This is a genomic window from Streptomyces sp. NPDC050759, assembly GCF_044456945.1.
Lineage (GTDB): Bacteria > Actinomycetota > Actinomycetes > Streptomycetales > Streptomycetaceae > Streptomyces.
The window spans coordinates 19,600-41,417 of record NZ_JBITGI010000031.1 but is presented as its reverse complement, the minus strand read 5'-3'; the positions used below and the strand labels follow the sequence as shown (position 1 = coordinate 41,417).

At 71.0% G+C, this 21,818-nt stretch carries 18 protein-coding genes and 3 tRNA genes; 10 read left to right on the top strand and 11 right to left on the bottom strand.

The features are described from left to right. The first annotated feature begins 173 nt into the window (after positions 1–173). Both ACIBJB_RS46240 and ACIBJB_RS46235 read left to right on the top strand, forming a co-directional pair. Positions 174–1,274, top strand: a complete 1,101-nt coding sequence (locus ACIBJB_RS46240; RefSeq protein WP_398940171.1) for a Leu/Phe/Val dehydrogenase — start codon at positions 174–176, stop codon at positions 1,272–1,274. Positions 1,275–1,555: 281 nt separating this feature from the next. Next, positions 1,556–1,804 carry a DUF3073 domain-containing protein gene (locus ACIBJB_RS46235; RefSeq protein WP_053849467.1) on the top strand — a complete coding sequence of 83 codons (249 nt, stop codon included), beginning with the start codon at positions 1,556–1,558 and terminating at the stop codon, positions 1,802–1,804. A 73-nt stretch (positions 1,805–1,877) separates the two neighbouring features. Here ACIBJB_RS46235 and purM read toward each other — a convergent pair whose 3' ends face one another. From purM to purS, 7 genes are all read right to left on the bottom strand, one after another. Continuing rightward, complete coding sequence (purM, locus tag ACIBJB_RS46230) at positions 1,878–2,942, bottom strand: phosphoribosylformylglycinamidine cyclo-ligase (protein WP_398940170.1); 1,065 nt, start codon at positions 2,940–2,942, stop codon at positions 1,878–1,880. 45 nt (positions 2,943–2,987) lie between these two features. Further along, positions 2,988–4,514 (bottom strand): amidophosphoribosyltransferase, encoded by a 1,527-nt coding sequence (purF, locus tag ACIBJB_RS46225; protein ID WP_057609342.1) that lies wholly within the window; start codon positions 4,512–4,514, stop codon positions 2,988–2,990. Between the two features lie 57 nt (positions 4,515–4,571). Then, on the bottom strand, positions 4,572–5,366 hold the full coding sequence (locus ACIBJB_RS46220; RefSeq protein ID WP_398940169.1) for an META domain-containing protein: 795 nt from the start codon (positions 5,364–5,366) through the stop codon (positions 4,572–4,574). A 31-nt stretch (positions 5,367–5,397) separates the two neighbouring features. Further along, on the bottom strand, positions 5,398–6,195 hold the full coding sequence (locus ACIBJB_RS46215; RefSeq protein ID WP_398940168.1) for a sterol carrier family protein: 798 nt from the start codon (positions 6,193–6,195) through the stop codon (positions 5,398–5,400). A gap of 105 nt (positions 6,196–6,300) precedes the next feature. Then, positions 6,301–8,559, bottom strand: coding sequence for a phosphoribosylformylglycinamidine synthase subunit PurL (purL, locus tag ACIBJB_RS46210; protein WP_398940167.1), 2,259 nt, complete (start codon positions 8,557–8,559; stop codon positions 6,301–6,303). Further along, a complete protein-coding gene (gene purQ, locus ACIBJB_RS46205) occupies positions 8,556–9,236 on the bottom strand; it encodes a phosphoribosylformylglycinamidine synthase subunit PurQ (protein ID WP_398940166.1) in 681 nt (226 codons plus the stop codon). The genes purL and purQ overlap by 4 nt, the downstream gene beginning before the upstream one ends. Beyond that, complete coding sequence (gene purS / locus ACIBJB_RS46200; RefSeq protein ID WP_007383088.1) at positions 9,233–9,496, bottom strand: phosphoribosylformylglycinamidine synthase subunit PurS; 264 nt, start codon at positions 9,494–9,496, stop codon at positions 9,233–9,235. The genes purQ and purS overlap by 4 nt, the downstream gene beginning before the upstream one ends. 269 nt (positions 9,497–9,765) lie before the next feature. Between purS and ACIBJB_RS46195 the strand changes: the two genes are divergently transcribed. From ACIBJB_RS46195 to ACIBJB_RS46160, 8 genes are all read left to right on the top strand, one after another. After that, positions 9,766–10,083: an Lsr2 family protein gene (locus ACIBJB_RS46195; protein WP_062041418.1), complete on the top strand. Its 318-nt coding sequence runs from the start codon at positions 9,766–9,768 to the stop codon at positions 10,081–10,083. A gap of 123 nt (positions 10,084–10,206) precedes the next feature. Next, positions 10,207–10,278, top strand: a tRNA-Gly gene (locus ACIBJB_RS46190). A gap of 80 nt (positions 10,279–10,358) precedes the next feature. Continuing rightward, a tRNA-Gly gene (locus tag ACIBJB_RS46185) sits at positions 10,359–10,431 on the top strand. 124 nt (positions 10,432–10,555) lie between these two features. Next, positions 10,556–11,494 (top strand): ABC transporter ATP-binding protein, encoded by a 939-nt coding sequence (locus tag ACIBJB_RS46180; RefSeq protein ID WP_398940165.1) that lies wholly within the window; start codon positions 10,556–10,558, stop codon positions 11,492–11,494. Next, positions 11,491–12,264: an ABC transporter permease gene (locus ACIBJB_RS46175; protein ID WP_398940164.1), complete on the top strand. Its 774-nt coding sequence runs from the start codon at positions 11,491–11,493 to the stop codon at positions 12,262–12,264. The genes ACIBJB_RS46180 and ACIBJB_RS46175 overlap by 4 nt, the downstream gene beginning before the upstream one ends. Before the next feature lie 14 nt (positions 12,265–12,278). Further along, on the top strand, positions 12,279–13,493 hold the full coding sequence (locus ACIBJB_RS46170) for a sensor histidine kinase (RefSeq protein WP_398940163.1): 1,215 nt from the start codon (positions 12,279–12,281) through the stop codon (positions 13,491–13,493). Between the two features lie 167 nt (positions 13,494–13,660). Further along, entirely contained in the window at positions 13,661–14,269 is a 609-nt protein-coding gene (locus ACIBJB_RS46165; RefSeq protein ID WP_398940162.1) for a response regulator, read from the top strand. 22 nt (positions 14,270–14,291) lie between these two features. Then, positions 14,292–14,367 (top strand) — tRNA-Gly (locus ACIBJB_RS46160). Between the two features lie 44 nt (positions 14,368–14,411). On the opposite strand, the gene ACIBJB_RS46155 is transcribed toward ACIBJB_RS46160, so the two are convergent. The 4 genes from ACIBJB_RS46155 to purD form a co-directional block, all read right to left on the bottom strand. Next, a complete protein-coding gene (locus ACIBJB_RS46155; protein ID WP_398940161.1) occupies positions 14,412–15,311 on the bottom strand; it encodes a phosphoribosylaminoimidazolesuccinocarboxamide synthase in 900 nt (299 codons plus the stop codon). A 145-nt stretch (positions 15,312–15,456) separates the two neighbouring features. Next, positions 15,457–16,965 carry a N,N-dimethylformamidase beta subunit family domain-containing protein gene (locus ACIBJB_RS46150; RefSeq protein WP_398940160.1) on the bottom strand — a complete coding sequence of 503 codons (1,509 nt, stop codon included), beginning with the start codon at positions 16,963–16,965 and terminating at the stop codon, positions 15,457–15,459. Between the two features lie 215 nt (positions 16,966–17,180). Next, positions 17,181–20,207: a hypothetical protein gene (locus tag ACIBJB_RS46145; RefSeq protein WP_398940159.1), complete on the bottom strand. Its 3,027-nt coding sequence runs from the start codon at positions 20,205–20,207 to the stop codon at positions 17,181–17,183. 303 nt (positions 20,208–20,510) lie between these two features. Next, positions 20,511–21,764, bottom strand: coding sequence for a phosphoribosylamine--glycine ligase (gene purD / locus ACIBJB_RS46140; protein WP_398940158.1), 1,254 nt, complete (start codon positions 21,762–21,764; stop codon positions 20,511–20,513). Positions 21,765–21,818 lie beyond the last annotated feature (54 nt).

Below are 21,818 nucleotides of genomic sequence, written 5' to 3'. Positions count from 1 at the left end.
ACAAACGCGCGGGAAAACTATGCAAATCGTCGCACGACCGTCCCCCGGGAGGAGGTGATCCTGAGCACTGCACGGTCACGGGCCGCCACAAGCCCTAATCTCGTGCTCACAGGTCCCGCCACCCTTACGGGCGCCTGTGTCCCATCGCCGCAATGTACCCAGGAGTCACCACAGTGACCGACGTAACCGGCGCCGCTGCCGACGTGCTGCACACCCTGTTCCACTCGGACCAGGGCGGTCATGAGCAGGTCGTGCTCTGCCAGGACCGCAAGAGCGGCCTCAAGGCCGTCATCGCCCTCCACTCCACCGCGCTCGGCCCCGCCCTCGGCGGGACCCGCTTCTACCCGTACGCGAGCGAGCAGGAGGCCGTCGCCGACGCGCTGAACCTCGCGCGCGGGATGTCGTACAAGAACGCCATGGCCGGGCTCGACCACGGCGGCGGCAAGGCCGTGATCATCGGCGACCCGGAGCGCGACAAGAGCGAGGAACTGCTTCTCGCCTACGGCCGCTTCGTGGCCTCCCTCGGCGGGCGCTACGTCACCGCGTGCGACGTCGGCACGTACGTCGCCGACATGGATGTTGTCGCCCGTGAATGCCGCTGGACCACCGGCCGCTCCCCCGAGAACGGCGGCGCCGGCGACTCCTCCGTCCTCACCGCCTACGGCGTCTACCAGGGCATGCGGGCCTCCGCGCAGCACCTGTGGGGCGACCCCTCACTGCGCGCGAAGCGGGTCGGCATCGCCGGCGTCGGCAAGGTCGGCCACCACCTGGTGGAGCACCTCGTGAAGGAGGGCGCCGAGGTCTTCGTCACGGACGTGCGCGAGGACGCCGTACGGCGGATCACCGAGCGGCACCGGGACGTCATGGCCGTGAAGGACACCGACGAGCTGATCCGCATCGACGGTCTGGGCATCTACGCGCCCTGCGCGCTGGGCGGGGCGCTGGACGACGACACCGTGCCGGTGCTGACCGCCGAGGTGGTCTGCGGCGCCGCCAACAACCAGCTCGCCCACCCGGGCGTGGAGAAGGACCTCGCCGACCGCGGAATCCTCTACGCGCCGGACTACGTGGTGAACGCCGGCGGGGTCATCCAGGTCGCCGACGAACTGCACGGGTTCGACTTCGAGCGGTGCCGGGCGAAGGCCGCGAAGATCTTCGACACCACACTGGCGATCTTCGCACGTGCGAAGGAAGACGGGATTCCGCCGGCCGCGGCGGCCGACCGGATCGCCGAGCAGCGGATGCACGAGGCGGCCAGGAAACCGGTGCGCTGACGTTTGACCGGTACCCGTCGGCGCACACTTAGAGAGAACTCTCACGTTCGTCGGCGGGTCGGCCGCGAAGAAGTGGTTAAAATCGCGGTTGACCAGCGGGGACGGGGCTCCCCGAGGGTTCTGGGCCAGGGCACGTGCTGCGGGCGACGTACCGTATGGGCGTGGGCTCAGGTACCGTGGAAGCCCTACGGACCGGTCTCTCCGCGGAGAGCCCGTTCTAGATCATGAACGCGTGTCAAGACTCTGGGGCCACCGAGCCCCGTATTCGAGGGGGTCGAGCCATGGGGCGCGGCCGGGCAAAGGCCAAGCAGACGAAGGTCGCCCGCCAGCTGAAGTACAGCAGCGGCGGGACTGACCTCTCGCGTCTGGCCAATGAGCTGGGCGCTTCGACTTCGAGTCAGCCGCCGAATGGCGAGCCGTTCGAGGACGACGAAGAAGACGACCCGTACGCCCAGTACGCGGATCTCTATAACGACGACGAGGACGAGGACGACGAGTCCGGTCCTGCGTCTCAACGCCGCGGAGCTTGACGACCCAGCTGTGCGTAACCCGGTCCGGGGTGGTCCACACCACCGGACCGGGTTTTGCGCTGCCTGTCAGTTCCTAGGCGTAGTCACCGACGAGCTCGGCACCCGTGGTGTGCTCACCGCGGTCCGTGATCTCGCCCGCGACCCATGACTCGACCCCGCGGTCGGCCAGGGTGGCCAGGGCGACGTCCGCCGACTCCTCGGGCACGATCGCGATCATGCCGACGCCCATGTTCAGGGTCTTCTCCAGCTCCAGGCGCTCGACCTGACCCGTCCTGCCGACGAGGTCGAAGACCGGGCCCGGGGTCCAGGTGGTGCGGTCCACGACGGCGTGCAGGCCGTCGGGGATCACACGGGCCAGGTTGGCCGCCAGACCGCCGCCGGTGACGTGCGAGAAGGCGTGCACCTCGGCCGTGCGGAGCAGGGCCAGGCAGTCCAGTGAGTAGATCTTGGTGGGCTCCAGGAGTTCCTCGCCGAGGGTGCGGCCGAGCTCGCCGATCCGGGCGTCCAGGGCGAGGCCCGCCTCGTTCAGGAGCACATGCCGCACGAGCGAGTACCCGTTCGAGTGAAGACCCGAGGCCGCCATGGCGATGACCGCGTCACCCTTACGGATGCGATCCGCGCCGAGCAGCCGGTCGGCCTCCACGACGCCCGTACCGGCGCCGGCGACGTCGAAGTCGTCCGGGCCCAGCAGACCCGGGTGCTCGGCCGTCTCACCGCCCACCAGGGCGCAGCCGGCGAGCACACAGCCCTCGGCGATGCCCTTGACGATCGCGGCGACCCGCTCGGGGTGGACCTTGCCGACACAGATGTAGTCGGTCATGAAGAGCGGCTCGGCACCGCACACCACGATGTCGTCCATGACCATCGCGACCAGGTCGTGGCCGATGGTGTCGTAGACGCCGAGTTGGCGCGCGATGTCGACCTTGGTGCCGACGCCGTCGGTGGCGGAGGCGAGCAGGGGACGCTCGAAGCGCTTGAGGGCGGAGGCGTCGAAGAGGCCGGCGAACCCGCCGAGGCCGCCGAGGACCTCGGGGCGCTGGGTCTTCTTCACCCACTCCTTCATGAGTTCTACGGCGCGGTCGCCCGCCTCGATATCGACGCCCGCGGCTGCGTAGCTGGCACCAGTTGTCTCAGACATGGCAGTAGAGAACCTTCGTGTCGTACGGCAGGTATGACGGGCTGCCTACGGGCGACGGATCGCGTCGGCCGCGGCCGTGGCGGCGGGCCCTGCGGCCAGCTCGGTCTCCAGGAGCTGCTTGCCGAGCAGCTCGGGGTCCGGGAGCTCCATCGGGTACTCGCCGTCGAAGCAGGCGCGGCAGAGGTTCGGCTTGGCGATGGTGGTCGCCTCGATCATGCCGTCGATGGAGATGTACGCCAGGGAGTCGGCGCCCAGCGAGGTGCCGATCTCGTCGATGGTCATGCCGTTGGCGATGAGCTCGGCGCGGGTGGCGAAGTCGATGCCGAAGAAGCAGGGCCACTTCACGGGGGGCGAGGAGATCCGGATGTGGACCTCGGCGGCGCCCGCCTCGCGGAGCATGCGGACCAGGGCGCGCTGGGTGTTGCCGCGGACGATCGAGTCGTCGACGACGACCAGACGCTTGCCCTTGATGACTTCCTTGAGCGGGTTCAGCTTCAGGCGGATGCCGAGCTGGCGAATGGTCTGGGAGGGCTGGATGAACGTACGGCCGACGTAGGCGTTCTTCACCAGGCCCGCACCGAAGGGGATGCCGGAGGCCTCCGCGTAGCCGATGGCGGCCGGGGTGCCGGATTCCGGGGTCGCTATGACCAGGTCGGCGTCGACGGGCGCTTCCTTGGCGAGCTTGCGGCCCATCTCCACGCGGGAGAGGTACACGTTCCGGCCGGCGATGTCGGTGTCGGGGCGCGCCAGATAGACGTACTCGAAGACACAGCCCTTGGGCTTCGCTTCCGCGAATCGGGAGGTGCGCAGGCCGTTCTCGTCGATGGCGACGAACTCGCCCGGCTCGATCTCGCGGACGTAGCTCGCGCCGCAGATGTCGAGGGCGGCGGACTCGGAGGCGACGACCCAGCCGCGCTCCAGGCGGCCGAGGACCAGCGGGCGGATGCCCTGCGGGTCGCGGGCGGCGTAGAGGGTGTGCTCGTCCATGAAGACGAGGGAGAAGGCGCCGCGCACCTTCGGGAGGACGGAGTGGGCCGCCTCCTCGATGGTCAGGGGCTTGCCGTCCTCGTCGACCTGGGCCGCGAGGAGCGCGGTGAGCAGGTCGGTGTCGTTGGTGGCGGCCACACGCGGGCTACGGCCCTCCTGCTTGGGCAGGTCGGCGACCATCTCGGCGAGCTGCGCCGTGTTGACCAGGTTGCCGTTGTGGCCGAGCGCGATGGAACCGTGCGCGGTGGCACGGAACGTCGGCTGGGCGTTCTCCCAGGTGGAGGCGCCGGTGGTCGAGTAGCGGGCGTGACCGACCGCAAGGTGACCCTGGAGCGAACCGAGAGAGGTCTCGTCGAAGACCTGGGACACGAGGCCCATGTCCTTGAAGACGAGGATCTGGGAGCCGTTGCTGACCGCGATTCCCGCGGATTCCTGGCCCCGATGCTGGAGGGCGTAGAGCCCGAAGTACGTGAGCTTGGCGACCTCTTCGCCCGGAGCCCAGACACCGAAGACGCCGCAAGCGTCCTGGGGGCCCTTCTCACCGGGGAGCAGGTCGTGGTTGAGTCGTCCGTCACCACGTGGCACGGCTCCGAGTGTAGGCGAGATCGACCACTGGTCCGAATTCGCGGAGAGTGGGCTTTCTTACTCCGCGTGGGCCGTGACGCTCTCACCGGAGGCCTTGGTGATCTTCAGGGAACCCTGTTTCTGCTGGTAGGAGACCTTGCCGGAGAGGATTTCGGCGAGCTCGCGCTCCGTCTTCATCACCGGGCCCGAACACATCATGCGCGTGGTCGCGAGGCGCCCGAACTCGATGGTGCCGTCCTTGACGGTGGCCCTGCCCTTGAAGGTGTTGCAGCCGAGGCTGCCGGTGACGGTGTTGTTCCTGGTGAGGGTGAGGTAGGCGTTCTCGCCGAGGGACCAGCGAGTGCCCTTGAGGGCGGGGGCCTTCTTCTCGCGCAGGGTGATGGTGTCGTCCTGCGGGCTGGTCAGCGTGAGGGTCCGGGAGCCGGAAGGCCCGACCAGGCGGGCTTTGAGGTCGTTGTCGAAGACGCCGACGAACTTCTCCTCGAACTCCCCTACGGCACCTGGGCAGCCCATCAGTGTCATGGCGAGGTCGGAGACCCTCACGGTGTCGCCCTCTATGGCCACGTCGACGCCGATGCTGTTGCAGCCCACAGAGCCGCCGGACTCACCACCGTCGCCGTCCGGCTCGGCAGTTCCCGGCTTGAAGTCGATGTGAGCCTTGCGCTGGGCACCCTTCCGGGGCAGGACGTAGTCCTTGCCGTCGACGGTGACCTTCTGGGGCACCCAGGACGTGTCCGCGATGGTGGAGACGTCCTGGGTCCTGGTCCCCACGGTCTCCGTGCCACAGGCGGCCAGGACGGTGGTCCCGGCCAGGGCTGCGGCCGCGTACTTGGCGTATGTCGTCCGCTTCATGGCTCTTTGACGCACGAGCCCCGTAAAGGGTTCAGCTCATCAGCGGGAGCAGTCCGCCCAGGTCCGCCCGTTCCCCGCTCGCGCTTACCTTGGCCGCGTCGAGCGCGTCCTTCCAGGTCAGCCGCCCGGTGGCGAGCCGGATCCAGGTCAGCGGGTCGGTCTCGACGACGTTCGGCGGGGTGCCGCGGGTGTGCTTCGGCCCCTCGACACACTGCACGACGGCGTACGGCGGCACCCGCACCTCGGTCGAACCACCGGGCGCCTTCGCGGCGAGGGCGTCGGCGAGGAGGCGCGTGCAGGCGGCGAGGGCCTGACGGTCGTAGGGGATGTCGAGGCCGGGGACGGCTGCGTTCAGGTCGTCGGTGTGGACGACGAGTTCGACGGTCCGAGTGACGAGGTAGTCGGCGAGAGGCAGAGCGCCGGCGTTGGTCTCCAGGAGCCGGGTGCCGGCGTGGGTGTCCAGCAGCTCGGTCAGGGTCCGGTCGACGTCGGTGAGGTACGCGTCGAGGTCGGGGTGCTGCTGGGCCAGGCCCCGGGTGAAGTCGGCAATGGCCGCGGAGCTCGCGGAGGTGGCGAACGGCCAATCGAGCAGCACGGCGTCCTGCCGCGCGGGCGCGGGCCGGTCCAGGGCCCGGTGGACGGCCGTGACCGCCATCCCGATGTGCGCGACCAGTTCCCGTACGGTCCACTCCCCCAGCCGCGTCCGCAGCGCCAGTTGCTCGGGGGTCAGCGTGCGTACGGCCTCCCGTACGTTCCCGAGCTGGGCCTGGACGGCCGGGCGGATCTTGGCGGGGTCGTAGACGCGGGCGCGCTTCCTGGTCGTGGGCATGGCGGTGAGCCTAATCGGCGGGGAAGTGGGACAAGGAGGGAAGCCACGCGAAGGCCCCGCCCGTCACAACGGCGGGCGGGGCCTTCGGAGTCGTACGGCCATGGCCTACTTGAGCAGGGCCGGGATCGTGTCCTCGTGCGCCCGGCGCAGCTCCTCCAGGGACAGTTCGAACTCGCCCTGGAGCTCGACCGAGTCGCCGTCCACGACACCGATACGGGTGACCGGCAGGCCACGCGCACCGCACATGTCGTTGAAGCGGAGCTCCTCGGAGCGGGGGACCGCCACCACCGCGCGGCCGGCCGACTCCGAGAACAGCAGCGTGAACGCGTCCAGACCGTCCGGTACGACCAGACGCGCACCCTTGCCGCCGAGCAGCGCCGACTCCACGACCGCCTGGATCAGGCCGCCGTCGGAGAGGTCGTGCGCGGAGTCGATCATGCCGTCGCGGGAGGCGGAGATCAGGATCTCGGCGAGCAGGCGCTCGCGCTCCAGGTCGACCTTCGGGGGCAGGCCGCCGAGGTGGTCGTGGACGACCTGGGACCAGGCCGAGCCGCCGAACTCCTCACGCGTGTCGCCGAGGAGGTACAGCAACTGGCCCTCCTCCTGGAAGGCGACCGGCGTACGGCGGGCGACGTCGTCGATGACACCCAGGACCGCGACCACGGGGGTCGGGTGGATGGCGACCTCGCCCGTCTGGTTGTACAAGGAGACGTTGCCGCCCGTGACCGGCGTGCCCAACTGCAGGCAACCGTCGGCCAGTCCACGGATCGCCTCCGCGAACTGCCACATCACGGCCGGGTCCTCGGGGGAGCCGAAGTTCAGGCAGTCCGAGACGGCGAGCGGCTTGGCGCCGGTCGTCGCCACGTTGCGGTACGCCTCCGCCAGCGCCAGCTGCGCGCCGGTGTACGGGTCCAGCTTCGCGTAACGGCCGTTGCCGTCCGTCGCGATCGCCACGCCCAGACCCGTCGACTCGTCGATGCGGATCATGCCGGAGTCCTCCGGCTGGGCCAGCACGGTGTTGCCCTGCACGAAGTGGTCGTACTGCGAGGTGATCCACTTCTTGGAGGCCTGGTTGGGGGAGGACACCAGCTGCAGGACCTGGTCCTTCAGGTCCTCACTCGAAGCAGGCCGCGGCAGCTTGTTCGCGTCGTCCGCCTGGAGCGCGTCCTGCCAGTCCGGACGGGCGTACGGGCGCTCGTAGACCGGGCCGTCGTGTGCGACCGTGCGCGGGTCGACGTCGACGATCTTGCCGCCGTGCCAGTAGATCTCCAGGCGGTCGCCGTCGGTGACCTCACCGATGACGGTGGCGATGACGTCCCACTTGTCGCAGATCTCCAGGAACCGGTCGACCTTCCCCGGCTCGACGACCGCGCACATGCGTTCCTGCGACTCGCTCATGAGGATTTCCTCGGGCGAGAGCGTGGAGTCGCGCAGCGGTACGTCGTCCAGGGTGACGCGCATGCCGCCGGAGCCGTTGGAGGCGAGCTCACTCGTCGCACACGACAGACCGGCCGCACCCAGGTCCTGGATGCCGACGACCAGCTTCTCCTTGAAGGCCTCCAGGGTGCACTCGATGAGGAGCTTCTCCTGGAAGGGGTCGCCGACCTGGACGGCGGGGCGCTTGGAGGGCTTCGCGTCGTCGAAGGTCTCACTCGCCAGGATCGACGCGCCGCCGATGCCGTCGCCGCCGGTGCGGGCGCCGTACAGGATGACCTTGTTGCCCGCGCCGGACGCCTTCGCGAGGTGGATGTCCTCGTGCCGCATCACACCGATGGCACCGGCGTTGACCAGCGGGTTTCCCTGGTAGCAGGCGTCGAAGACGACCTCGCCGCCGATGTTCGGCAGGCCCAGGCAGTTGCCGTAGCCGCCGATGCCGGCGACGACACCGGGGAGCACGCGCTTGGTGTCCGGGTGGTCCGCGGCACCGAAGCGCAGCGGGTCGACCACGGCCACCGGTCGCGCGCCCATCGCGATGATGTCGCGGACGATGCCGCCGACACCCGTGGCCGCGCCCTGGTAGGGCTCGACGTACGAGGGGTGGTTGTGCGACTCGACCTTGAAGGTCACGGCGTAACCCTGGCCGACGTCCACGACGCCCGCGTTCTCGCCGATGCCGACGAGGAGCGCATCGCTCTGCGGGGCCTTCTCGCCGAACTGGCGCAGGTGCACCTTCGACGACTTGTAGCTGCAGTGCTCGGACCACATGACCGAGTACATGGCGAGCTCGGCACCGGTGGGCCGACGCCCGAGGATCTCCACGACCCGCTCGTACTCGTCCTTCTTCAGGCCCAGTTCGGCCCAGGGCAGCTCGACGTCGGGGGTCGCGGTCGCGTGCTCGACCGTGTCCAGAGGCGTCCGGCTCATGCGTTGACCAGCTTCTTGAGGATCGAGGTGAAGAAGGGGAGGCCGTCGGTGCGGCCGGTGCCGATGAGCGGCTCCACGGCGTGCTCCGGGTGCGGCATGAGGCCTACGACGTTGCCCGCCTCGTTGGTGATGCCGGCGATGTCACGGAGGCTGCCGTTGGGGTTGAAGTCCAGGTACCGGAAGGCGACCCGGCCCTCCGCCTCGAGCTTGTCCAGCGTGTACTCGTCGGCGACGTACCGGCCGTCCATGTTCTTCAGCGGGATGTTGATCTCCTGGCCGGCCGCGTAGTCGGTCGTCCAGGCGGTGTCCGCGTTCTCCACCCGCAGCTTCTGGTCGCGGCAGATGAAGTGGAGGTGGTCGTTGCCGAGCATCCCGCCCGGGAGCAGGTGGGCCTCGGTCAAGATCTGGAAGCCGTTGCAGATGCCGAGGACCGGGAGGCCGGCCTTCGCCTGCTCGATGAGGGGCTCCATCACCGGCGAGAAGCGCGCGATGGCGCCGGCGCGCAGATAGTCGCCGTAGGAGAAACCGCCGCACAGCACCACGGCGTCGACCTGGTGGAGGTCCTTGTCCTTGTGCCAGAGAGCGACCGGTTCGGCGCCCGCGAGGCGGATCGCGCGCTGGGTGTCCCGGTCGTCGAGGCTGCCGGGGAAAGTGACGACGCCAATACGAGCGGTCACTTCGCGGCCTCCGCGACTTCCTCCACCTTGACGGTGAAGTCCTCGATCACGGTGTTGGCGAGGAAGGATTCCGCAAGATCGTGGATGCGGGCGAGCGCGGCCTCGTCGACCGGTCCGTCAACTTCCAGTTCGAATCGCTTTCCCTGACGTACGTCCGAGATGCCGTCGAAACCCAGTCGCGGCAGTGCACGCTGCACCGCCTGGCCCTGGGGGTCGAGGATCTCCGGCTTGAGCATGACGTCGACTACGACGCGTGCCACTGGCACTCCCGGTGGTGTGGTGCTGAGCAGGTTCCTTCAGACTACCCGCACAAAATTTCTACGCGCGTTGAGTTGGAGGAATCTACGTGACGGCCATCACGGCCCAGCATCGAGGCGGACGTCCGTGAAAATTTCCCGGAAAGATCTCAGATCGACACCCGATACCTATTGCGCTCAGACACGCGGAAGGATTTAGTCGAGCTCCACCATGCATTGTCGGGCACTGTACAAATGAATTGACAACGTGCCGCACGAAGGGACCGATATTCGTGGCGCAGAAGGTCGTGGTCACTCTCTTTGACGACATCGACGGCTCGGAAGCGGCGGAAACGATCGCCTTCGGACTCGATGGCAAGTCGTACGAGATCGACCTGAATCAAGCCAATGCCAAGAAACTGCGTAAGGCACTCGAGCCCTACGTGGAGGCCGGCCGCAAGCGGTCCAGGTCCGGCAAGGCGTACCGGCAGACCGAGGTCGCTCCCGACCCGGCGGCGGTCAGGGCCTGGGCCCAGGCCAACAAGATGGACGTCCCCGCCCGCGGACGGATCCCCAAGAAGGTCTACGAGGCGTTCGCCGAGGCCCAGTAGGGCCGGTCGACACCGGGTCATCCGCCCCTCGGGTCAACCGACTTGCGTTGCACCCCACCTGGTCAGCTAGAGTCTGGAGCACGCCGAGGGGCGAGGCCGAAAGGCCCAGCTCACGGAGTACACGCGGGTGTAGTTCAGTAGTAGAACATCCCCCTTCCAGGGGGAAGGCGCAGTGTGCAATTCCTGTCACCCGCTCTGCATCGCCGTCCGAACCACTCCGGTGGATCGGGTAGGATGGTGCTCGCGCCGATCGGTGAGAGCCGGTCGGAGGCAATGCGGACGTAGCTCAGTTGGTAGAGCGCAACCTTGCCAAGGTTGAGGTCGCCAGTTCGAACCTGGTCGTCCGCTCGGAATCAAGCCCTCCGGCTTCTGCCGGAGGGCTTTTTCATGTCCGGGGCCTTCTGACATTTGTCACACGGAGTGGTGACAGCGCGCACTGCTGTCGCATCCGGTCCGCCGGGACGCTGGCTTCATGAACACCGACGAACACGAACACGTGATTGAGGTCACCGGCCTGCGACGTGTGTACGGGGGCGGGTTCGAGGCCGTGCGCGGGATCAGCTTCACCGTGGACCGCGGAGAGGTCTTCGCCCTGCTCGGCACCAACGGCGCCGGAAAGACCTCCACCGTCGAACTCCTCGAGGGGCTCGCCCGGCCGACCGACGGACGGATCCGCGTCCTCGGCCATGATCCGTACGCCGAGCGCGCCGCCGTACGCCCGCGTACCGGGGTGATGCTCCAGGAGGGCGGTTTCCCGTCCGAGCTGACCGTCGACGAGACCGCGCGGATGTGGGCGGGCTGCGTCAGCGGGGCCCGGCCGCCGCTGGAGGTGCTGGAACTCGTCGGGCTCGCGCGGCGGACCGGCGTACGGGTCAAGCAGTTGTCCGGAGGCGAGCGGCGGCGCCTCGACCTGGCGCTCGCGCTGCTCGGCGACCCCGAGGTGCTGTTCCTCGACGAGCCGACGACCGGCCTCGACGCCGAAGGGCGCCGGGACACCTGGGAGTTGGTGCGGGCGCTGCGGGACCGTGGCACGACCGTGCTGCTCACCACGCACTACCTGGAGGAGGCCGAGGATCTCGCGGGGCGGCTGGCGATCCTCCACGAGGGGCGGATCGCTGCCACGGGGACACCTGCCGAGGTGACCGCCGCGCAACCGGCGCGGATCTCGTTCGAGCTGCCGGAGGGCTACTTCGTGGGAGATCTGCCACCGCTCGCGGAGCTCGGGGTGAGCGGGCACGAGGTCGACGGGAACGTCGTACGGCTGCGGACGCGGGAGTTGCAGCGGACGGCCACCGGACTGCTGGTGTGGGCCGACAGGGCCGGGGTCGAACTGCGGCGGCTCGATGTGCGGTCGGCCTCACTGGAGGAGGCGTTCCTGGGGATCGCGGCGCGCGAGGAGGTCTCGGTATGAGCACGGTCACCACTCCCGCGAGCAGGCTGGGCGCCCTCGCCCGCGCCGAGTTCACGCTGCTCGGACGCAGCAGGGCCACGCTCGTCGCGGCCGTACTGGTGCCGCTCGCGCTGCCGTTCAGCCTGCGGTCCGTCGTGGACGACATGGACGTCGAGGAGGCCGGGCTGAGTGTCGGCCTGGTCCTGCTGCCGGCCGCGGTCGGCTTCGCCCTGTTGTTCGGTGTGTACGGAGCCCTCGTCGGGATCTACACCGCCCGGCGTGAGGAACTGGTGCTCAAGCGGCTGCGCACCGGGGAGCTGCGGGACGTGGAGATCCTCTGCGGGACCGCGCTGCCGATCGGCGCGACCGGGCTCACCCAGTCCGTGGTGCTGGTGGCCGCGAGCACGGCCCTGCTCGACGTGCCCGCACCGCACGCGCCCCATCTCGTGGTGCTGGGGCTGCTGCTGGGGCTGGTGATGTGCGCGGCGCTCGCGGCCGTGACGGCGGCCGTGACCCGGACCGTGGAGAGCGCTCAGGTCACCACGCTGCCGTTCGTGATGATCTCGATGGTCCTCTCGGGCGTCGCCGTGCCCCTGGAGCTGCTGCCCGACAGGCTCGCGTCGGTGTGCGAGCTGCTGCCGCTGTCGCCCGTGATCACTCTGGTCCGCGGCGGCTGGGCGGGCACGCTCTCGACCTACGAGGCCCTGGGCGCCCTCGGCACGGCGGTGGCCTGGACCGTGCTGGCCGTGTTTGCTGTACAGCGGTGGTTCCGGTGGGAGCCGAGGCGCTGACGTACGGGGAGAGCATGCGCGAGGCAGGGGGCTGGTGGCGGCGGAAGAGCACGCCGGCGAAGGTGGAGACGTACACGCGCTGGTCGTTCCACTTCTTCGCGGTGATCTACGTCGCCTCGATCGGACTGCCGGTCTTCGGGCAGGTGCCGGGGCAGCTCGCGGTCTGGCTGGTGCTGCTGGTGTGCGCGCATGCCGTGGTGTGCGCGGTGACCGCGTCGCGGGCGCTCGACTGGACGCGCGGGCGGCGCGAGCAGCCGGTGCGGACGCTGTGGGTGCTCGGGGCGGTCACCGCCGCCATCTCCGTCGCGGTGATCGGCATCGCCGAGCGGGGGCCGCACGGCGACGGGCTCGACATGGCCACGGGAGCGGTCTTCGCGGGCGTGCTGACCTTCGCGGCCGGCATCGGCGCGCTCGGCGTCCGCAGGCGACGGCGGGTGCTCGCGGTCGTGGTCGGCTTCGCCGCGGGCGCGGTGCTCGGCGGCTTTCCCCTGGGGCACGCCCTCCCGGAGTCCCTGGTCACCGGGGTCGTGGTACTGATCGCCGCCGGGTTCCTCGCCTTCACCTCGGTCTTCTCCGTCTGGCTCCTGAACGCCGTCTACGAACTCGACGCGGCCCGCGAGACCCGCGCCCGGCTCGCCGTCGCCGAGGAACGGCTGCGGTTCGGGCGGGACCTGCACGACGTGATGGGGCGCAACCTGGCCGTGATCGCGCTGAAGAGCGAACTGGCCGTGCAGCTGGCGCGTCGGGGACGCGACGAGGCCGTGGACCAGATGACCGAGGTCCAGCGGATCGCACAGGAGACACAGCGCGAGGTGCGGGACGTCGTACGGGGATACCGGGAGGCCGATCTCGGGATCGAACTCACGGGAGCACAAGGGGTGTTGACCGCCGCCGGCATCACCTGCACGGTCACCGGGGAGCCGAACGGGCTGCCCGCCGAGGTGCAGTCGGCGCTCGGCTGGGTGGTGCGGGAGGCCACCACGAACGTCCTGCGGCACGGGGACCCCAAGCTGTGCGTGGTGGCTCTGCGGAGAGAGGGGGAGCGGGTGGTGCTGACCGTGGAGAACGACGGGGCGTCGCGGTCACCGGGCACCGGGGGGTCGGGGCTCGCCGGACTGCGGGAGCGACTCGCGGCCGTGGCCGGGACGCTGGAGGCGGGACCTGTCCGAGAGGGTGTGTTCCGGCTGGTGGCGGAGGTGCCGGTGGCGGTGACGGAGGGGGTTTCGTGACTGGGCACGTGGTGTGGGAGGGGATGGTCCGTGACTGTGCGCGTGAGGTGCCGGAGGTGGGCTCTGACCGTGCATGTGACGTTGCAGGAGATGGTCCGTGACCGTATGTGTGGTGTCACCGGAGGTGGGCCCGTGACCGTGGACGTGGTGGTGGAGGGGATGGGCTCATGAGCGTGCGGGTGTTGCTCGCCGATGACGAGCATCTGATTCGGGGCGCGCTCGCCGCGCTACTCTCCCTGGAGGACGACCTCGCGATCGTCGCGGAGGCGGCGACCGGTCCCGAGGCGCTGGCGATGGCCCGGGCACACGCACCCGACGTGGCCGTACTCGATCTCCAGATGCCCGGTGCGGACGGTGTGAAGGTCGCCACATCCCTGCGGACCGAACTGCCCTCGTGCAAGGTGCTGATCGTCACCAGTCACGGACGGCCCGGCCATCTCAAGCGGGCGCTGGAGGCCGGTGTGCGGGGGTTCGTTCCGAAGACCGTGAGCGCGCAGCGGCTCGCGGAGATCATCCGCACGGTGCACGGGGGAAACCGTTACGTCGACCCCGAGTTGGCCGCCGACGCGATATCCGCCGGGGACTCCCCCCTGACCGCACGGGAGGCCGAGGTGCTGGAACTCGCCGCCGACGGGGCGCCCGTCGCGGAGATCGCCGAACGGGCCGCGCTGTCGCAGGGCACCGTACGGAACTATCTGTCGTCGGCCGTCTCCAAGCTGGGAGCGGAGAACCGTCACACGGCCGTGCGGCTCGCGCGCGAGCGAGGTTGGGTATAGTGGTTCTCGCGCCACGGCGTATGCGAACGTAGCTCAGTTGGTAGAGCGCAACCTTGCCAAGGTTGAGGTCGCGAGTTCGAACCTCGTCGTTCGCTCCATCGAGAAGCCCCCGGTTTTCACCGGGGGCTTCTCCGTTACGACGTTACGACCAGCTCGTGCCGGTCAGGCGCTCGTACGCCTCGATGTACTTGGCGCGGGTGCGGTCCACGACCTCCTGCGGCAGCGGCGGCGGGGGCCGCTCGCTCTTCCTGTCCCAGCCGGACTCCGCCGAGGTCAGCCAGTCCCGCACGAACTGCTTGTCGTACGACGGCTGCGCGCGACCCGGCTCCCACTGGTCGGCCGGCCAGAAGCGGGAGGAGTCCGGGGTGAGGACCTCGTCCGCGATGACCAGGGTGTCCCCGTCGAAGCCGAACTCGAACTTGGTGTCCGCGAGGATGATCCCGCGGTCCCGGGCGATGGCCCGGCCCCGCGAGTACACCGCGAGGGTCGCCTGGCGCAGCCGGGCGGCGGTGTCGGCGCCGACCTGGCGGGCGACCTCCTCGTAGGAGACGTTCTCGTCGTGCTCGCCGACGGCGGCCTTGGTGGCCGGGGTGAAGATCGGGGCGGGGAGCTCGCTGCCGTCGACCAGGCCCTCGGGGAGAGCGAGGCCGCAGACCGTCCGGGACTCGTTGTACTCCAGCAGTCCTGAGCCGGTGAGGTAGCCGCGGGCTACGGCCTCCACGGGGACCATCTGGAGCGACTTGCAGACCAGGGTGCGGCCCGCCCAGTCGGCGGGGGCGCCTTCCGGCACGTCCGTGCTCAGGACGTGGTTCGGCAGCAGGTCGGCGATCTGGTCGAACCACCACAGGGACAGCTGGGTGAGGACGCGGCCCTTGTCGGGGATCTCGGTCGGCAGCACCCAGTCGAAGGCGGAGATACGGTCACTGGCGACCATCACGAGGTCGCCCGCCTCGTTCTGGTACAGCTCGCGCACCTTGCCGGTGTGCAGGTGCACCAGGCCCGGAACCTGGAGCGGCTCGGGCTTTTCTACGAATCCGGACACGGTTCCTCCCCGTGAGTATGTCCAACAGGTCGATTGTCCCGTACGAGGCGCTGACCTTGGACTTGGGGTGCGCTGAGGGAGCGGTGGGTGTGCTGCGGGAGCGGTGCGTGTGCTGCGGGAGCGGTGCGTGTGCTGCTGGGTGAACTCAGTCACGCTTGCAGATGCGGTCCAGGAGGTTGGCGGTGGCGCGCTGGACGCGGGTGTCCACGTGGCCCGGGCGGTCCAGTGCCGGGGACCAGGCGAAGGTGCCGGCGGCGAAGACCAGGGCGCCGGAGGGCGCGCGGTAGAGGGACGTCTCCTGGTGGCGGAGGGCGCCCTCACTGTCGGCGTACGGCGAGTGGGCGAGCAGGATCCGGTCGTCGTGCTCCGGCAGGGGGGTGCGCGGGAAGTAGCGGTCGGCCTCACCCGCGACCAGGCCGGGGAGTTCGTCGCCCTCCTGGGCACCGGTCGCCTCCCACAGCCAGTGCTCGGCGTTGCGGACGATCAGGGGGTGCGGCTCGGGCACCCTGCCCGCGTACTGGATGCCGACCAACTGCTGTTCGGGGCGGTCGACTTCGCGCCAGAGCGCCGGTTTGCCCGGACCCCTGCGTTTGCGGCAGGTCAGCAGGCGGTCGGGGACACCGGACGGCGAGGGGCCCAACTCGACCTGCCAGTACATGGTGTTGGCGGACAGGAAGACGAGAGAGGTGCCGCTGTCGCGGGCTCGCTCGACCGTACGGCGCATGGCCGTCGACCAGTACTCGTCGTGGCCGGGGAAGACCAGGCCCCGGTACCGGGTGGGGTCGAGGTGTCCGGCGTGCAGGTCGCGGGCGTCGGCGTAGGCGAGGTCGTAGCCGTAGCGCTCGGCGAAGCGGATGAAGTCGTAGGCGTGGCCGACGTGCATCGGCAGGCCCGCGCCCGCGTACGGCCGGTCGAAGGAGACCGTGGTCGCGGCGTCGGCCTCGCCGAGGAGCCGGCCCTGTTCGTCCCACGCGTGGTAGAGGCTGGCGCCGGTGCGACCGTCCTCGGGATAGAGGTTGTACGCCTGCCAGGTGACGTCGGGCAGGAGGAGCAGTAAGTCCGCGGGATGGTTCTCGCGGACCGTGAAGGGGATGTGGGAGCGGTAGCCGTCGGCGGTCGTGAGGACGGCGACGTACGCGCCGACGCTCCAGTAGGACGGGATCTGCAGCCGCCAGGACAGCCACCAGTGGTGGCAGGAGACCGTGCGGTCCGCGGTCAGCGGCGGGGGCTGGACGATGCCGGAGAGGCGGGGGCTGGTGGTGATCTTCGCCGCGCCGTCACCGCCGTAGTGGCCGATGCGGTAGATGTCGACGCCGAACTCCTGCGGCGGGTCGACGGTGATGTGGAAGTCGACGGCCTCGCCGGGGGCGACCGCGCCGGTCGAGGTGAAGCCCTTGATCTGGCGGCGGACGTCGTCGGAGGAGCGGGGGCCGCCGCCGGGGTCGGAGCGCGGGGAGGGAACGCGCGGGGCGCCCTGTTTCGGGGTGTGGGCGGGGTCCGTCTCGACGTACCAGGGGACCACCTGACCGGTGTCGTCGAAGTACGTCTCACTGCCGCGCAGCCAGGGGACCGGGCCCTGGCCGAAGGGGTCCGTCACGGCGTGCGCGAGTGCTCCCGACTCCCAGCGGCGGATGTGCTCCGGTCCTGGGCCCATGGTCGCTCCCCTCCCTCGTGCCCCCGTTGTTCGTCCTGCACGGTGCTTTGTGCGCGTGCCGTGCGTCTGTCCTGTGGCACAAGCCCTTGCCATGTGCGCGCGGCCATGTGCGTGCGGCCATGTGCGCGATCGGTCTCAGCACATCACATTCCGCACCCAGGCTGTCACTATTCGTTGCGAACTGGCCGAAAGTGGAAGCGAGCACTCCGGATCTGTCAGACGAGGCGGACCGGCTTCTCGGGGCGTATCCCCGACTTGACCAGCCAGGCGCGCAGCGGGGCCGGGTCGCCGTCCTCCACGAGGCTGAGGACGCGCGGGGTGAGGTCCGCGGCACGTTCGCCGTTGATGAGGAGGGACGGACCGTCGAGCCAGTCCAGGCCCGGGGCGGCGCCGGCGGTGTCGATCGCGGCGCAGCAGACCATCGCGGTGACGTGGTCGGTGAGGAGTTCTCGGGCGCTGCGGGGTGGCTGGAGCGGGAAGAGGGGGAGGGCCGTGTCGTCCCAGGGGGTGGTGTCGGGCGTGGTGCGGGACTGGGGGGCGGCGGCTTCCTCACGGGCGAGCTCGGCGGTGAGCGCCGCGGCGAGCGTCTCGGCTTCGCCGTCAGCGCTCCCACGCGCCCCGCCCGCGCCGCCCGCGCTACCAACGCCATATTCGTCATCGGCTGCGGGTGGTCCCTGGGGGGCGATCTCGCGGTCGGCTGCTGCGGGATCGTCGGGTGGAGGCGGGGTGTGCGGTGCAGCCGCCGGGACGTCAGCTGGGGGCGGGGTGGGCTGTCCGGTCGCCGGGGCGCCAGCCGAGGCCGGGTCGGGCTGTGCAGCCGCCGGGGCGGCAACCGAGGCCGGGTCGGGCTGTCCGGTCGCCGGGGCGCCAGCCGAGGCCCGGTCGGGCTGTGCAGCCGCCGGGGCGGCAACCGAGGCCGGGTCGGGCTGTCCGGTCGCCGGGGCGCCGGCCGAGGCCCGGTCGGGCTGTGCAGCCGCCGGGGCGGCAACCGAGGCCCGGTCGGGCTGTCCGGTCGCCGGGGCGCCGGCCGAGGCCCGGTCGGACTGTGCAGCCGCCGGGGCGGCAACCGAGGCCCGGTCGGGCTGCCCGGTCGCCGGGGCGCCGGCCGAGGCCCGGTCGGGCTGTGCAGCCGCCGGGGCGGCAACCGAGGCCCGGTCGGGCTGTCCGGTCGCCGGGGCGCCGGCCGAGGCCCGGTCGGACTGTGCAGCCGCCGGGGCGGCAACCGAGGCCCGGTCGGGCTGCCCGGTCGCCGGGGCGCCGGCCGAGGCCCGGTCGGACTGTGCAGCCGCCGGGGCGGCAACCGAGGCCCGGTCGGGCTGCCCGGTCGCCGGGGCACCGGCCGAGGCCCGGTCGGACTGTGCAGCCGCCGGGGCGGCAACCGAGGCCCGGTCAGGCTGCCCGGTCGCCGGGGCGCCAGCCGAGGCCCGGTCGGGCTGCCCGGTCGCCGGGGCGCCGGCCGACGCCCGGTCGGGCTGCGTAACCGCCGGGACGTCGACCGGGGCCCGGTTACCGTCCGGGTCCGCCGCCATGGCGGGGGCCGGTGGAGTCGGTACGGGGGCGGCGGGAGCGCGGTCGTGCCGGATCGGTGCAGGGGCGGCGGGCGCGAGTGCGTCTTCCTGAACCGATTCCTGCTGTGCGGCGTCGGCGCCGGCGCTGTCCGGGGAGGCGGGTCCATCGGTCGCCGCCACGGCATCGGCCGGCGGAGCCGGGGCGAGGCCTGTGGAAGCGGGGTCATGCGGGGGCGCTGGGGCCTCGGCGGGCGCGAACCCCTCCGCGTCCGCCCGAGCGGGCCCCTGCTCGGGCCCCTGCTCAACGGCGCCGGGGTCGTCCGCCGAGGTCAGTTCGCCGGTCGCCGCCACGCCGTTGGCCGGCGGAGGCGGGGCGAGGTCTGTGGTGGGGGCGTACGTGGGGGCTGATGTGGCCGGTCGGTCGGCTGCCGAGGTGGGGTCGGTGTGCCCGGGAGCCGACAGGTGGGCCAGGACTCGGGAGAGGGTGGGGGCGTGGGATTCCGGCGGGGCGGTTCCCGGGGTGCGGCTCACGCCCTGGGCGTCGAGGACTCGGTGGAGGCGGGCCGCGTCCAGGCGCCACTTCCGGTCCACGACCTCTTCCGGGTACTCCTGCCAGTCCACCGGCGACCAGTCCTGTCCGGTCTCCGCGGGCCCGCCGTGGAAGAGGCGAGCGGCGAGGAGCGAGGCGGCCTCGTCGACCGCGCCGGGCTCTTCGAGCAGATCGCAGGCGGGGCGCTCACCCAGGCGGGAGGCGAAACCCTCGGCCAGACGGTCTCGACGGGACAGCTCGGTGAGGGCGGCCACCACCCCCGCGTCCAGACGGGAAGGCCAGCGGCCCATCCGCCAGGCGGGGAGCGCGACCCGGGTCAGCAGTCGGTCCCAGCCCGCGTACGCCAGGCCCACCTGTTCCTGGGCCACGATCCTGAGGCCGTAGTCCACAGCCTGTGCACGCTCCGCGGCCGCGGCCGCGACCCCGCGCTCCATCTGGGTCGCGTGCTCCCGGCAGCTGCGCAGCAGGAGGCGGGCCACCCAGGCGACCCCCGCGCACATCACACGGGTGAGCGGACAGCGGCCCGGAACGGAGCCGACGGCCACGGCCGCGTCCAGACCCCGCACGAAACGGCGGGCCGCCGCTATGTCGGGGTGGGCCGAAGGTCCCGTACCGGCGACGACCGGGGCGAGGACCGCGCGCAGCTCGCCGACGCGCATCCACCACAGGAACGGCGAGCCGATGACCAGCACCGGTGCGGCCGGGACACGGCGGTGGGAGCCGCGGACGCCCGCGATCTCGTCGTCCCGACCCTCCTGCGGGGGTGGGCCGTGGGCGGGGTGGGTGCGGTCCTCCAGCCAGCTGTCGCAGTCCGGGGTGAGCGCTATCGCGGAGGGGGCGGGGACGTCCAGGCGGTCGGCCAGGTCGCGCACCATGCGATACAGATCGGGCGCGGACTCCTCGGCGATCGCGACCGTCGGGCTGACGGCGGGGCGGGCGCGGGCGATGACCAGGGCCACGGCTCCCGCGGCGAGCAGCACCACGGCCCCGAGAACGGTCATGACCAGGCGGGCGGTGTCCCAGACCCCGCCCACGAGATGACTGGTGGAACCTCCGGCGAGCAGCACCACGGCCACCGCCGCGGGCAGCAGCGCCACGGCCAGCGCACGGCTGCGGATGCGCAGCACGGCGAGGGCCCGGGAGCGCGCGGCCTGCGCGGCCACCTCGACACCGATACCGGTCATGACCGGACCTCACCCCCTCCCTGCCGTCCTGAATGCCCAGCTGTCCTGGCGTTGCTCACTCCCCCACTGTGGCACCCGTCACTGACATCGCAATGCCGGTGGGCCAAGTGCCGGACCGCTTGCGCCGCACCATAGTTGGGCCCCGGTCCCCCGTCAGCCGTATGGGGACCCGGTCACTCGATGGAATGGCTTTGGGGAGAGGTGGATGACGTACAGCAAAGATCAGGCCCCGCATCCTTAGACGGATCCGGGGCCGATCGGGTTGTTCGGGAGCGGGGGTTTCGCCCCGGTTTTTCGAGCTTCTCAGGCTCCGGACGCCGCCTTCGCCGCGATGTCCGTCCGGTGCTGGGAACCGTCCAGCCGGATGCGGGCCACCGCCCGGTACGCGCGCTCGCGGGCCTCGGTGAGGTCCTTGCCGGACGCCGTGACCGACAGGACACGGCCGCCGGCGCTGACGACGGCGTCACCGTCCCGCTTGGTGCCGGCGTGCAGCACGTACGCGTGCGGGGCGTCCTCGGCGGCCACCTCGTCGAGCCCGGTGATCGGGTCGCCGGTGCGCGGGGTGGCGGGGTAGTTGTGCGAGGCGACGACCACGGTGACCGCGGCCTCCTCGCTCCAGCGCAGCGGCTCCAGGTCGGCCAGGTTGCCGGTGGCCGCGGCGAGCAGGATGCCGGCCAGCGGGGTCTCGAGGCGGGCCAGGACGACCTGGGTCTCGGGGTCGCCGAAGCGGGCGTTGAACTCGATGACCCGCACGCCTCGCGAAGTGATCGCGAGACCGGCGTAGAGCAGGCCGGAGAAGGGGGTGCCGCGGCGGCGCATCTCGTCGACCGTCGGCTGCAGGACCGTCTGCATGACCTCGTCGACCAGCTTGGGGTCGGCCCAGGGCAAGGGGGAGTAGGCGCCCATGCCGCCGGTGTTCGGGCCCTCGTCGCCGTCGAGGGCGCGCTTGAAGTCCTGGGCCGGCTGGAGGGGCAGCACGGTGTCGCCGTCGGTGATGGCGAAGAGGGAGACCTCGGGGCCGTCCAGGAACTCCTCGATGACGACCCGGTCGCAGGCGTTGGCGTGCGCTGCCGCGGCCTCGATGTCGCTGGTCACGACGACGCCCTTGCCCGCGGCGAGACCGTCGTCCTTGACGACGTACGGGGCGCCGAAGGCGTCGAGGGCCTCGGCGACCTCCTCGGGGGTCGTGCAGACGTAGGAGCGCCCGGTCGGGACTCCGGCCGCGGCCATGACGTCCTTGGCGAAGGCCTTCGAGCCCTCGAGCTGCGCGGCCTCCCCGGACGGGCCGAAGACCGGGATGCCCACCTCGCGCACGGCGTCGGAGACCCCCGCGACGAGCGGGGCCTCCGGGCCTACGACGACCAGGTCGGCACCGAGCCGCTGCGCGAGCGCGGCCACCGCCGCGCCGTCGAGGGCGTCGACCGGGTGCAGCTCGGCGACCTCGGCGATGCCGGCGTTGCCGGGGGCGCAGTGCAGGGCACTGACGTCGGGGTCGAGGGACAGGGAGCGGCACAGGGCGTGTTCGCGGGCGCCGTTACCGATGACGAGGACCTTCACGGGGGTCAGCCTAACGGGGTTTTTGTGGGGGGTTCCTAAGAGGCGGGGGGAGGG

What these genes read in the sequence shown, in the direction of transcription:
- ACIBJB_RS46235 (WP_053849467.1), top strand. Translation starts at nt 1,556, where the DNA reads ATGGGGCGCGGCCGGGCAAAGGCCAAGCAGACGAAGGTCGCCCGCCAG.
- purM (WP_398940170.1), bottom strand. Translation starts at nt 2,942, where the DNA reads ATGTCTGAGACAACTGGTGCCAGCTACGCAGCCGCGGGCGTCGATATC.
- ACIBJB_RS46220 (WP_398940169.1), bottom strand. Translation starts at nt 5,366, where the DNA reads ATGAAGCGGACGACATACGCCAAGTACGCGGCCGCAGCCCTGGCCGGG.
- ACIBJB_RS46215 (WP_398940168.1), bottom strand. Translation starts at nt 6,195, where the DNA reads ATGCCCACGACCAGGAAGCGCGCCCGCGTCTACGACCCCGCCAAGATC.
- purL (WP_398940167.1), bottom strand. Translation starts at nt 8,559, where the DNA reads ATGAGCCGGACGCCTCTGGACACGGTCGAGCACGCGACCGCGACCCCC.
- ACIBJB_RS46180 (WP_398940165.1), top strand. Translation starts at nt 10,556, where the DNA reads ATGAACACCGACGAACACGAACACGTGATTGAGGTCACCGGCCTGCGA.
- ACIBJB_RS46175 (WP_398940164.1), top strand. Translation starts at nt 11,491, where the DNA reads ATGAGCACGGTCACCACTCCCGCGAGCAGGCTGGGCGCCCTCGCCCGC.
- ACIBJB_RS46170 (WP_398940163.1), top strand. Translation starts at nt 12,279, where the DNA reads ATGCGCGAGGCAGGGGGCTGGTGGCGGCGGAAGAGCACGCCGGCGAAG.
- ACIBJB_RS46165 (WP_398940162.1), top strand. Translation starts at nt 13,661, where the DNA reads ATGAGCGTGCGGGTGTTGCTCGCCGATGACGAGCATCTGATTCGGGGC.
- ACIBJB_RS46150 (WP_398940160.1), bottom strand. Translation starts at nt 16,965, where the DNA reads ATGGGCCCAGGACCGGAGCACATCCGCCGCTGGGAGTCGGGAGCACTC.
- ACIBJB_RS46145 (WP_398940159.1), bottom strand. Translation starts at nt 20,207, where the DNA reads ATGACCGGTATCGGTGTCGAGGTGGCCGCGCAGGCCGCGCGCTCCCGG.